Here is a 12,036-nt window from a genome sequence, read left to right as displayed (position 1 = left end):
CCAGGAATGAATATTGAAGTCAATGCGATTTTTCAAATTGCCGGCATTGGCATAATTATCGCCATGATACACACGGTGCTCAAACAGATGGGAAAAGAGGATTTTGCACATTGGGTCACCGTGATCGGGTTCGTAGTCGTGCTGTTCATGGTGATTCGTATGCTGGACGGGTTGCTGCAGGAAATAAAAACGATCTTTCTTTTTCAATAGGCGTGCTATGGAGATTATTCAAGTTGTTGGGATTGGGCTGATATCGACCATATTGATTCTCGTACTGAAGGAACAAAAACCGATGTTCGCCTTCCTTCTTGCTACTACAACAGGCATTCTAATTTTCATGTTTCTGATCGGCAAGATCGGAATGATCCTCTCTACACTGGAGCGGGTGGCTGAGTCATCGGGGATGGAAATGATTTATTTGAAGACTGTTTTCAAAATCATCGGCATTTCCTATATCGCGGAGTTTGGTGCACAGATTGTACGAGATGCCGGTCAGGAATCAATTGCTTCCAAAATAGAACTCGCCGGCAAAGTGCTAATTATGGTACTAGCCGTACCCATTATCAGCATCATTATCGAAACCGTCATGAAACTACTGCCTGCTTAAAGCAATCGTGAAGAGAGCTGAGCAACGAATCGGGAGGAGAAATTATGCAAGAGCGCAGTGTTTTCCGACCTCCAAAACTAAAAATAATACTGCTGCTGCTTCCATTCTTTTTCATACTATGGTTTGCAGGTACAGCTCAGAGTGTGCAAGCTTCCTCAACACCAGAATCCGGCAGTTCTTCCCCGGTAGATCAGTGGGTTAAGAGCCAGGTGGATAATTTACCCAAAGATAAAGTCGAGTCGTATTGGGATCAGCTGATGAAGGATTATGGTGGTTTTTTCCCGGACGGGGCCACACCTACGCTAATGGACATGCTGCTTCCAGGAGATAAGGGTCTCAGCTTAAAGGGTGTGTTATCTGGGCTTCTAGGCTTTATGTGGCATGAGGTTCTGTACAATGGAAAGCTGCTCGTGACGATTGTGATGATCAGTGTGCTCAGCATGATTCTGGAGACGCTGCAAACCGCTTTTGAGCGAAAAACGGTCAGTAAGGTCGCTTATACGCTCTGTTATATGGTGGTGCTGGTTATTGCCGTGAACAGCTTCAATATCGCTATTGGTTATGCAAAGGATGCTATCGATCGGATGATCGATTTCATGATGGCGATGATTCCACTGCTGTTCGCGCTGCTGGCTTCGATGGGGAATATCGTTACAGTCTCCGTCACCCATCCGTTAATTGTTTTTATGATTCATACGGTTGGCACCATGATCCACACCCTTGTTTTTCCGTTTCTGTTCTTCTCGGCTGTGCTGCATCTGGTCAGCGCATTGTCGGAGAAATATAAACTAACCCAGCTGGCTAATCTGCTGCGAAACATCGGTGCTGGATTGTTAGGTGTACTGCTAACTGTGTTCTTAGGTGTAATTTCCGTTCGAGGGATAACAAGCTCAGTAACGGATGGGGTCACCATTCGGGCCGCTAAATATATTACAGGGAATTTTGTTCCGGTCATCGGCAAAATGTTCGCGGATGCCACAGACACAGTAATCTCAGCTTCACTGCTGGTGAAGAATGCGATCGGATTATCGGGTGTCATTATCATATTGTTCCTGTGTGCTTTTCCCGCGATCAAAATCCTGGTGCTTGCCCTTATCTACAACATAGCCGCTGCAGTGATGCAGCCGCTGGGAGAGACGCCGATTGTGGTCTGTCTCCAGACGATTGGAAAAAGCATGGTCTACGTATTCGCTGCTTTGGCTGCTGTTTCCTTAATGTTTTTTATGGCGGTTACGATCATGCTGACTGCGGGCAATTTGACCGTAATGATGAGGTGAAGCAACAAAACTTTTAGGAGGGAAACCATGAGCTGGTTGGGCGGTTGGCTGCGGGAGATCATCCTGGTTGTGCTGTTGGCGTCATTTGTTGAATTGCTGCTCCCAAGCAAATCCATGGAGCGTTATGCAAGATTGGTGCTAAGTCTCCTAATCCTGCTCACGATGCTCAGCCCTATCGTCTCTCTCCTGAAAGGTGATGCAATCTCCGAACTGAGTATCGCTATGGGACAGCAAGAGAAAGAGGGCGGTTTGTTCACTGGCGGAGGGAAGGGAGACCCATCCTTGGAACAGATTCTGGCAGAGGGGCAAAAGCTTGCACAAGGCCGTCAGGAACAGAGTCTGCAGCTCGCTGCCGAAGAAGTGGCGGGTCAGATGAAAGAGCAGATTATCAGCGAGACCGGCAAACGCGGGGTTAATGTCACCGTAACACTGGGCATAGGGAAGTCTGGCGGCACCGGTAACGAAGACGTCCCTGTCATTTCTAATGTAAGGGTCTCTATGCCTCAGACAACGGCTAACTCCCCGGGTACTTCCGGAGCTTCCAGCCCAGCGACTACAGCACCCATTACAATCTCTCCTGTAGCACCTGTAGAAGTTAAAATTGGCGCTAATCCGGGAGATAACGTAGAGAGTGAAGCGACATCATCAGCTGAACCTAATAAAGCAGTGAACGGAACTGTAGCTGAAGACAGCGCGTCCTCGAGTGAAATGGAGTCCATTGTAAAGCTGCTGGAGCTGAAGTGGGATTTGGATCCCAAAGTCATTCAGGTGGATGGCAGCGTGGCTAGTAACGTCAAATCATGAGCTTGATGTTTCTAAGAAACTATAATTTTTAGGAGGGATGGGAGTGGGCAATTGGCTGAAAAAGCTTGAGCAGTGGGCTGGGGGTGGGGCCGGCAGTCCAAAGAGAAGCCATACCTTTCGCTGGCTGATCATTCTGGGTCTGCTGGGCGCAGCGATCATGCTATTCAATTCCTTCGTCAATGTGAAGAGGATTGATAACGAGAATACAGGGCGTGAGCCGCCGGTGAATCAGTCCTCTCAAACGGCGCTGGTGCAGAGTGATCCAACCACAACGACCAATTCGTTCGACAGCATCGAACTAGCGATGGAGAACCGGATGAAGGAAATTTTGGAGAAAATCGTTGGCGTCGGTACAGTCGATATCATGGTTACAGTGGAGTCTACAGAAGAAATTGTCGTGGTGCGTAATATGAATGACTCCCAACAGCTTAGTGAAGAGACGGATGCCAGTGGGGGGAAACGTCATACGACACAATATACGAGGGATGGCGAAATCGTAACCTACTCGCAATCAGGGGACGAGACACCCATTGTGACGAAGCGGATCAAACCTCAGATACGCGGCGTACTGGTAGTTGCCAAAGGGGCAGAGAACAAAGTTGTTCGTGGACTCGTCGAGCAGGCTATAGAAAAAGGCTTGAACGTCCCAATCCAGCGCATTTCAGTAGTGCCACGCAAACAAGAGTAGCAGGAGAAAGTCAATAAGTGAGTGCTTCCGAAGCAGCCACTAGATTAAATTTTAGGAGGAATTAGGAATGAACGGCAAAAGACAAACGATATGGTTGGTTTCTATGCTCAGCTTGATGGTGGTCCTCTCTGCATACTATTTATTCACTGAAGACTCAGGTGCTTCGATTCCAAAAGACACGGCTGGCACCATGCAGGTTGATTCCCTGAAAGACACAGCAGGTGCAGCGTTGCCAACGGTTGGCGACAAAGGTGTTGTTGTGAACGAAGTTGTTAGTCAAGGCGATGTTGTTGCCGATGAAGGCGTTGTAGATAGCACTACTGGCGCCGCTACTACAGACGACAGCGCTACTGCCGCCGCTACTACAGACGACAGCGCTACTGCCGCCAAAACGGATGACAGTGCGGCTACCGCTAAAACGGATGATAGCACTACTACTGCTAAAACGGACGAAAGTACAACTACGGCTGCTAAGGACGACAGCAGTAAAGCTGCCGCAAATAGCAGTGACTCAGAGAAGACAACAACCGACACTGCTGCTAAAGATGCCACGAAAACAGATACATCTGCTAAAGATACAGCCGCAAATACAACAACCAAGACTCCAGCCAAAAATGACAAAGAAATTCTTGATGAAGTAGCTTCTCAAAGCGTATCGGCGAGCAGCATGTTCACTAACTACCTTTATGAACGTGAGCAAAAGAATCTTAAGAACCAACAAGACTTGCTTGCTTTGATTAATGACATGGATAAAACACCTGCTGATAACGCAGTCGCTCAAGAACAACTTCTCAATCTTGAAGAAAAAGAATCCAAAATTACTGGTATCGAAGAACAACTTCAACAAAAATATGGAGAAGCGATTGTAAAGGAAGAAGCTGGAGACAGCTACAAAGTAGTCATTCTCAGCGACAAACTGGATGTAAAGCAAGCGGTTAGCATCGTGGATCTCGTAATGAAGGAACTCAGTGTATCTCAAGATAAAATTAGTGTACAATACGTTTCTGAGCAATAATAAGCTGTAAAATTAAAAGAAAAATGACGAAAGAGCTCGGGTTGCCCCGGGCTCTTTCCATTTTTACCGATTGTGATATAATACATAAAGTTATCTTGTCCGCTTAAGAAGTGGCTTCGAGAGAAAGCTGAAGGAGTGAACTGATATATGTTCAAGTTGAGCGAAATTAAGGAATTGATTAAATTGCTGGACCAGACCTCCTCTGTACATGAGTTGGAGATCGAAAGCGAAGGAATGAAGCTTGCAATTCGCAAACCGGATCGCCCTGAAGCTGATGGAACAGCAGTACAGGCGACTCCTTATGCTGCCTATCCCTTTACGCCTGCCCCGCAGCCGCAGAGCGTACCGCAAGTATCCTATCCGGTAGTAGGTGAAGTTCCTCCAGCGCAGCAGCCACAAGCAGCTGCAGAAGGCAAACTACATAAAATTGTGTCTCCAATGGTGGGGACCTTTTATAGTGCCGCTTCTCCGGAAACGCCTTCGTTTGTTAATGTTGGAGACCGTGTAAGTGAAAAATCAACGGTTTGCATTATTGAGGCGATGAAACTGATGAATGAGCTGGAAGCGGAGATTAAAGGTGAAATCGTGTCTGTACTTGCTGAGAACGGTCAGCTTGTAGAATACGGTCAACCACTATTCTTGGTTAAACCGGAATAAATACCGCAGACTACTTAAGGAGCGGAAGCTTCGCAAAACTTTGGGAGGAAACGCATGAACATTCAAAAAGTGTTGATTGCCAACCGCGGCGAAATCGCGGTCCGCATTATTAGGGCCTGCCGTGAACTGGGCATTTCCACCGTCGCGGTCTATTCGGAACCCGACCGGGATTCACTGCATGTCCGGTTGGCTGATGAAGCTTACTGCATCGGTCCGATGCCGGCCAAGGACAGCTATCTGAACTTTACAAATATTATGAGTGTAGCCACCTTAACGGAATGTGATGCCATCCATCCTGGCTATGGATTTTTAGCTGAAAATGCGGATTTTGCAGAGATTTGTGAATCTTGCAATATTATCTTCATAGGACCTTCTCCAGATGCCATAAACCGTATGGGTGACAAGGCTGTAGCGAAGGAAACCATGAAACTGGCTGGAGTTCCGATTATCCCGGGCTCAGATGGTCTTGTAGGCGATGTAGAGGAAGCTGTCATGCTGGGCCGCGATATTGGTTACCCGATCATCGTTAAGGCTACTGCAGGTGGCGGAGGTAAGGGAATACGGATTGCTGAGGACGAGGAATCTTTGGTGAAGCAGATTACTGCTGCACAACAGGAAGCACAAAAGGCGTTTGGTAACGCTGGTGTATATCTGGAGAAATTCCTAACAGGCATGAAGCATGTGGAGATTCAGATTATTGCAGATAAACATGGCAACGTAGTGCATTTAGGTGAACGGGACTGCTCCGTGCAGCGTCGTCGCCAAAAGCTGATTGAAGAGGCACCTTGTTCAGTGCTCACACCGGAAATTCGGGAAGCCATGGGTAATGCAGCAGTTCGAGCAGCGCTTGCCGTGAATTATTCGGGAGCCGGAACACTTGAATTCCTGCTTGGACCGGATGGACAGTTCTACTTCATGGAGATGAATACCCGTATTCAGGTTGAACATCCAGTAACAGAAATGGTTACAGGTGTGGATTTGATTAAGGAAATGATCTCTGTAGCAGAAGGCAATCCGCTGTCATTCACTCAGGAAGATATCGTGATTAATGGCTGGTCAATTGAATGCCGTATAAATGCTGAAGATCCTGAGCGTAATTTCATGCCTTCACCAGGAAAAATCGGCTTTTATTTGCCGCCAGGAGGCCTTGGCGTTCGTGTAGATAGTGCGGCGTACCCAGGATATACGATTTCCCCTTTCTATGATTCTATGATTGCAAAACTGATTGTCTGGGCTCCTACACGTCAGGAAGCGGTTGCGAAGATGAAGCGCGCCTTGGCTGAATTCGCCGTGGAAGGCATTCATACCACCATCCCTTTCCATCAGAAACTGTTGGAGCATCCTGTATTTTTGGATGGTAACTTTGACATTAAGTTTCTTGAAGAGTATGAAATTTAGGACGACTTCGGTTTGTTTGTCATAAAGTTCGTCAAATGATATAGTATGTTTAATAAGAGACGTGCTTTACGCTTGAAATCATGAACAATCTTTCTTGAAAGGTGTGAAGTCTAAAATGAGTACATTGCCGACAGAATACGAACGGACGGAAATCGGTGAAATCCAGATTGCTCCTGAAGTAATCGAGGTTATTGCAGGTCTGGCGACCGTTGAGGTTAAAGGTGTAGCAGGTATGAGCGGCGGATTCGCCGGTGGTATTGTTGAACTTCTTGGACGTAAGAATCTGTCCAAAGGAGTTAAAGTAGAGGTTGGACAACGTGAAGCTGCGGTGGATGTTTCTGTAATTATTGAATATGGCAATCGCCTTCCAGAAGTGGCTGCTGAAATTCAACGTAATGTTAAGCGCTCCATCGAGACTATGACTGGTCTGACTGTTGTGGAAGTGAATGTGCATATTCATGATGTGCAATTCAAGAACAACAACACTGTAGACAAGAACGAAGAAACTGAAACGATTCTTCGTGTGAAATAGCAGTCATCGTTCTTCCATAAACCCCCGACAGCAAAGTCGAGGGTTTACTCTAATTTAAGGAGGTTATGAGACTCGTGGCAAAAATTTTGGACAGACTTTTGCTGTTTGTCTACAGCTTAAGTATCGGAATACTATCTGTTATTGCCATCCTCCTCTTAAGCGGTGCGATTCCTAGAACTTTGGAGATTGAGAATGGACCAGCAGCTTATATTACAGCAATAATAGTAGCAGTTGTCTTGTTCCTTCTGAGCATCCGATTTTTCTACATCTCTCTGCGCCGTGATCGCGCTTCATTGCCTTCGGTCGATCAGCGTACAGAGTATGGGGATATCCAGATTTCAATGGAAACTATTGAGAATCTGAGTCTTAAGGCTGCCGGTAAAGTGAAGGGAATCAGAGATCTCAAGTCACGTATTCGTGTCTCGCAGGCTGGCCTTGAAATTACAATTCGTGCAGTAGTGGACGGTGAGCATTCATTACCGCTGCTTACGACAGAAGTACAACGTCAGGTGCATGATTTCGTGCAGGAGACAACCGGCATTCCGGTTGCTGATGTGTCTGTATATATTGCTAACCTCACGCAGTCTCCAAGCTTCAAAAGTCGAGTGGAATAGAGGTGAGTTTCCCTTATGTCTTGGAAAGAAGTATGGGAAAGTCACGGGGGTAGAATCGCCGGAGTGACTTTCGGCATTGGTCTGGGTTTGATTTATTTAATTTGCGGTTTTTGGGATATGCTGTTCTTTGCACTGGTAGTGTTCATCGGATATACGCTCGGCAAAAGAAAGGATACCGCGCAAGCGCCCCTGTTTCAATGGCAGGAGTTGGTTTCGCGATTATCCGGACGCTGGCGTCCCTTTAAGTGAACCGCGATAGTCTTTTTCCCGGAGCAGGAAACCGTAAGTTTGTGTTGTCCGTTGCCCCCGGAAGAAAGGCTTTGCGGTTTTTTTTGCGACAAGGGACAGGTATATTTGCGAGCTTCCTCTGAAGGTATCTTCGCTTTGTGCAATAATCCTCACAGGAATAGGGAAAGAATGAATAAGTGTGAAGCGATATTTGGGTCGTAGACGTTGATGCAGTACAAGTGAATATTTTAATGCGATATAAGATTTTAGGAGGAACACATGAAAAGACGTATAGCTAGAGAGATTATTGTCCAAAGCCTGTATCAGATGGAAATGAACGATGTGGAAAGCGCGGAAGCCGTAGAAATGCTGCTCGAGGAAGCTTCAGAAGAGAATGAAACCGAACGTGTAATCACGGACGAGATTCAGCTTAAACACTATGTGGTAGAGCATGTGAATGGGGTATGGGAGCACAAGGTAGCGATCGACGATATACTTGAACATTACCTGAAGGGCTGGCAAATGAGCCGTCTGTCACGTGTGGATCGTCAGATTCTACGTTTAGCAGCGTATGAAATGGTGTTCGCCAATGATGTGCCTGCGAAGGTTGCAGTGAATGAAGCAATCGATTTGGCCAAGCATTTTGGAACGGATGATTCCGGGAAGTTTGTTAACGGAGTACTCGGCAAGATGATCCAAGAGATAGATACTATTAAAGCTGACCATTCTTAATTTATAAACCATAGTAAAGTATATAAAAGGGGAGAGACTAACATGACAGCAGCAATCATCAGTGGTAAACAAGTATCCGAGGAAATTCGTATTAGCATTGCCCAAGAGGTTGCTGAACTGGCGAAACGCGGCGTAAAGCCCGGTTTGGCTGTTATTCTAGTAGGTGAAGACCCGGGATCTCAGGTTTATGTTCGCAATAAGGAGAAATCTTGTATCAGCTTAGGATTCCATTCGGAAGTGCATAAATTGGATGAATCCACTTCTCAAGAAGAACTTCTGGCACTGGTAGCAGAGCTAAACGGACGCGATGATATCGACGGAATTCTGGTTCAACTCCCATTGCCTAAGCATATCGAGGAGAAGGCAGTTATTGATGCAATCTCCGTGGAAAAGGATGTAGACGGCTTTCACCCTGTCAATGTAGGCAACCTGGTCATCGGTGCCGACAGTCTTCTTCCATGTACTCCTGCAGGAGTAATCGAACTGATCAAACGTACAGGAACAGGTATGGCAGGTAAACATGCCGTTGTAATTGGTCGTAGCAATATTGTAGGAAAGCCAGTTTCCCTCTTGTTGCAACGCGAAAATGCTACCGTAACTATGTGCCATTCCCGTACAGCTAATATGCAAGAGATTAGCCGTCAAGCGGATATTTTGGTTGTAGCGATCGGACGAGCTAATTTCATTGACGCTTCCTATGTGAAGCCGGGTGCTGTTGTCATCGATGTGGGCATGAACCGTCTGGATAACGGTAAACTCGCAGGTGACGTTGATTATGAAAGTGCAAAAGAAGTTGCCGGATACATCACGCCTGTTCCAGGCGGAGTTGGACCGATGACTATTACAATGCTGATGAGCAACACGCTGATTGCGGCTAAACGCCGTCACGGCCTGGAATAGGGGTAAGATTCATGGCGGCAGAGCGGCAGGTTTATTCGATAAAAGAACTCAACCGTTATATCCGCATGAAGCTAGACTCGGATAATTTACTTTCGGATGTGTGGATTCGCGGAGAGATTTCCAACTTTACACATCATGGCAGCGGGCATATGTATTTCACACTTAAGGACGAGAGCAGCCGCATTAAAGCGATAATGTTCGCTTCTCATAACCAGCGGCTGCCTTTTATTCCGAAGGAAGGCGCTCGGGTAATTGCCAGAGGTAATGTGACCGTCTATGAACGGGATGGGCAATATCAGTTCTACGCCACACATATGCAGCCTGATGGGATTGGCAGTTTATATCTGGCCTATGAGCAGCTGAAGAGCAAGCTTGAAAAAGAAGGCCTTTTTGCAGAAGCTCGCAAGCGTTCGTTGCCGCGGTTCCCGAAGTGTATTGGTGTGATTACTTCCCCAACAGGAGCAGCTGTACGAGATATTGTAATTACGCTTCAGCGGCGGTTTCCGCAGGTAGCTATTGTAATCTATCCCGTATTGGTGCAAGGCAAAGGCGCTGCGCCTTCGATAGTGAAGGCGATTGGTGCGCTGAACGCCATGGGTGAAGCCGACGTGCTTATCGTCGGCCGCGGCGGCGGTTCGCTGGAGGAGCTGTGGGCGTTCAACGAGGAGGAAGTCGCGCGAGCGATATCGGCATCAAGGATTCCGGTCATCTCGGCCGTCGGCCACGAGACCGATTTCACGATTGCCGATTTCGCCGCCGACCTCCGCGCGGCTACGCCCACAGCGGCCGCTGAGCTGGCCGTGCCTCATGCCGGCGAGCTAGCTGCGCAGCTTCGCCAGCTGCAGCAGCGGCTGCGCCAGGCGCTGCAACAACGCGCCCAGCGCGGACGTGAGCGCCACTCGGTGCTGCAGCGCTCGCTGGCGCTGGCAGGCCCGCGCCGCACGCTGATTCAGCACACGCAGCGGCTGGACATGCTGCGTGAGCGGCTCCAGCGCTCAGCGGATGCACGGCTCAGCCGTTCCCGCGAGCGCAAGGCGGTGCTGCATCACAGTCTGCAGCGGTTCCATCCGCGCGACAGTGTTGCCGCAGCACGTCAGCGCACGGACAGTATGCGCCGTGAGTTAATGGGCGCTATGCAGGCTCGCTTGCAGGAGAAGCGCTCTCGCTATGTGGCAGAAATTCGTCACTTGGATGCGCTGAGCCCGCTAAAAGTAATGTCGCGAGGCTACAGCTTAGTGTATGACGAGGCGGAAGAACATTTAATCAAATCGCTGACCGAAGTGCAGCTTGGCGATCTTGTGGTGATAAAGATGAATGACGGACAGCTGAACTGCCAAGTATGGGGGATGAAGGAGGATGGCAAAGACGATGACGAAGGAAGCGGAACTTGATTTTGAAGGCGCTATGGACCGACTGGAGGAAATCGTTCGTGAGCTTGAACACGGCGACGTTCCTCTGGAGAAGGCCATCGATTTATTTCAGCAGGGCATGAAGCTGTCGCAGCTTTGCGGCAGCAAGCTGGAACAAGTAGAGCGTAAGATCGAAATGATTACCCAAGAGGACGGAGAACTGCGCAAAAAGCCGTTTGGTGCACGTCTGGAAGGGGACGCCGATGAATCGCTTTGAGAATGATCTGGAGGGAAGCTCCGCAAGTGAAAGCATGCGGCAGCCGCTGGAGGATTACATCGCATCGATAAGTGATTTGCTCTCACATGAGCTTGAGACTATTCTTCCCGCAGCGTGGACGGTTCCAGAAAATTTACAGCAAGCGATGAAGTATTCGCTAATGGCAGGGGGCAAACGCCTCCGGCCGTTGCTTGTGATCGCTGCTTGTGAATCACTGGGAGGCAGCCGTGAAGCAGCCTTGCCTGTTGCAGCTGCGATTGAGATGGTACATACCTACTCGTTGATTCATGATGATCTGCCTGCCATGGATAATGATGATTATCGGCGCGGCAAGCTGACGAATCATAAAGTCTTTGGTGAAGCATCAGCTATTCTTGCGGGTGATGCGCTTTTGACCCATGCTTTTTACAGTGTGGTACAAGCCTCCCGTAAATTTGGCATTCCTGCTGATAATGTTTTATCCATAGTGGAGGATCTGGCGGAAATGGCAGGTCCACGCGGCATGGTCGGCGGTCAGATTGCAGATATGGAAGGCGAGCAAGGGCTAACAGATCTTGCGCAGCTGAAATATATTCATCTGCATAAAACCGGAGATTTAATTATCTTTTCGCTGTTAGCCGGCGGACGTATCGCAGGGGCAACAGAGAAGCAGCTTGAAGCTCTGCGTGATTTTGGTACAAGCATCGGACTCGCTTTTCAAATCCAGGATGATATTCTTGATTTGGTTGGTGATGAAGGCAAGCTTGGCAAAAAAACAGGCAGCGATATCAAGCAGCAGAAGGTAACCTACCCTTATTTTATTGGGTTGGAGGAATCTCGTGCTGAGGTGAAGCAGCTTACAGAAGCAGCCCAAAATGCTGTGCTGAATGGCGGTTTTTACGACAACCAGCGCCTGCTGGAAATTGCAGATTATTTAATGGCACGTGATCACTAAGGATGAACTTTCGAAGCGGCTGTA

Annotated in this window: 16 protein-coding genes; all 16 read left to right on the top strand. The window is 48.0% G+C overall.

The genetic code is table 11. The features are described from left to right. Positions 1-6: 6 nt before the first annotated feature. Positions 7-210 carry a stage III sporulation protein AC gene (spoIIIAC, locus tag MKZ09_RS24170; protein WP_036682849.1) on the top strand — a complete coding sequence of 68 codons (204 nt, stop codon included), beginning with the start codon at positions 7-9 and terminating at the stop codon, positions 208-210. A gap of 7 nt (positions 211-217) precedes the next feature. Further along, positions 218-607 carry a stage III sporulation protein AD gene (gene spoIIIAD, locus MKZ09_RS24165; RefSeq protein ID WP_036682847.1) on the top strand — a complete coding sequence of 130 codons (390 nt, stop codon included), beginning with the start codon at positions 218-220 and terminating at the stop codon, positions 605-607. Positions 608-651: 44 nt separating this feature from the next. After that, a complete protein-coding gene (gene spoIIIAE, locus MKZ09_RS24160) occupies positions 652-1,884 on the top strand; it encodes a stage III sporulation protein AE (protein WP_076204886.1) in 1,233 nt (410 codons plus the stop codon). 27 nt (positions 1,885-1,911) lie between these two features. Further along, positions 1,912-2,688 carry a stage III sporulation protein AF gene (gene spoIIIAF / locus MKZ09_RS24155; RefSeq protein WP_076204883.1) on the top strand — a complete coding sequence of 259 codons (777 nt, stop codon included), beginning with the start codon at positions 1,912-1,914 and terminating at the stop codon, positions 2,686-2,688. 43 nt (positions 2,689-2,731) lie between these two features. Continuing rightward, positions 2,732-3,376 carry a stage III sporulation protein AG gene (gene spoIIIAG, locus MKZ09_RS24150; RefSeq protein WP_076204880.1) on the top strand — a complete coding sequence of 215 codons (645 nt, stop codon included), beginning with the start codon at positions 2,732-2,734 and terminating at the stop codon, positions 3,374-3,376. A gap of 67 nt (positions 3,377-3,443) precedes the next feature. Further along, complete coding sequence (locus MKZ09_RS24145) at positions 3,444-4,391, top strand: SpoIIIAH-like family protein (protein ID WP_076204875.1); 948 nt, start codon at positions 3,444-3,446, stop codon at positions 4,389-4,391. A gap of 147 nt (positions 4,392-4,538) precedes the next feature. Next, positions 4,539-5,048, top strand: coding sequence for an acetyl-CoA carboxylase biotin carboxyl carrier protein (gene accB / locus MKZ09_RS24140; protein WP_076098642.1), 510 nt, complete (start codon positions 4,539-4,541; stop codon positions 5,046-5,048). A gap of 54 nt (positions 5,049-5,102) precedes the next feature. Beyond that, a complete protein-coding gene (accC, locus tag MKZ09_RS24135) occupies positions 5,103-6,446 on the top strand; it encodes an acetyl-CoA carboxylase biotin carboxylase subunit (RefSeq protein ID WP_076129648.1) in 1,344 nt (447 codons plus the stop codon). A gap of 115 nt (positions 6,447-6,561) precedes the next feature. Next, positions 6,562-6,978: an Asp23/Gls24 family envelope stress response protein gene (locus MKZ09_RS24130; protein WP_076129649.1), complete on the top strand. Its 417-nt coding sequence runs from the start codon at positions 6,562-6,564 to the stop codon at positions 6,976-6,978. A 74-nt stretch (positions 6,979-7,052) separates the two neighbouring features. Further along, complete coding sequence (gene amaP, locus MKZ09_RS24125) at positions 7,053-7,592, top strand: alkaline shock response membrane anchor protein AmaP (protein WP_036682827.1); 540 nt, start codon at positions 7,053-7,055, stop codon at positions 7,590-7,592. 15 nt (positions 7,593-7,607) lie between these two features. Further along, positions 7,608-7,841: a DUF2273 domain-containing protein gene (locus tag MKZ09_RS24120; RefSeq protein WP_036682825.1), complete on the top strand. Its 234-nt coding sequence runs from the start codon at positions 7,608-7,610 to the stop codon at positions 7,839-7,841. Between the two features lie 258 nt (positions 7,842-8,099). Continuing rightward, a complete protein-coding gene (gene nusB / locus MKZ09_RS24115) occupies positions 8,100-8,552 on the top strand; it encodes a transcription antitermination factor NusB (protein ID WP_036682824.1) in 453 nt (150 codons plus the stop codon). 42 nt (positions 8,553-8,594) lie between these two features. Further along, positions 8,595-9,452 carry a bifunctional methylenetetrahydrofolate dehydrogenase/methenyltetrahydrofolate cyclohydrolase FolD gene (folD, locus tag MKZ09_RS24110; RefSeq protein ID WP_036682821.1) on the top strand — a complete coding sequence of 286 codons (858 nt, stop codon included), beginning with the start codon at positions 8,595-8,597 and terminating at the stop codon, positions 9,450-9,452. Positions 9,453-9,463: 11 nt separating this feature from the next. Continuing rightward, complete coding sequence (gene xseA / locus MKZ09_RS24105) at positions 9,464-10,843, top strand: exodeoxyribonuclease VII large subunit (protein ID WP_038572529.1); 1,380 nt, start codon at positions 9,464-9,466, stop codon at positions 10,841-10,843. Next, on the top strand, positions 10,821-11,078 hold the full coding sequence (gene xseB, locus MKZ09_RS24100; protein ID WP_036682818.1) for an exodeoxyribonuclease VII small subunit: 258 nt from the start codon (positions 10,821-10,823) through the stop codon (positions 11,076-11,078). Before xseA ends, xseB begins: the two co-directional genes overlap by 23 nt. After that, positions 11,065-12,012, top strand: coding sequence for a polyprenyl synthetase family protein (locus tag MKZ09_RS24095; RefSeq protein WP_076204872.1), 948 nt, complete (start codon positions 11,065-11,067; stop codon positions 12,010-12,012). Before xseB ends, MKZ09_RS24095 begins: the two co-directional genes overlap by 14 nt. Positions 12,013-12,036: the final 24 nt, after the last annotated feature.

Origin of the sequence: Paenibacillus sp. FSL R5-0908 (assembly GCF_038006245.1) — a bacterium.
Lineage (GTDB): Bacteria > Bacillota > Bacilli > Paenibacillales > Paenibacillaceae > Paenibacillus_AQ > Paenibacillus_AQ odorifer.
This window is presented reverse-complemented; position numbering and strand designations above follow the sequence as displayed.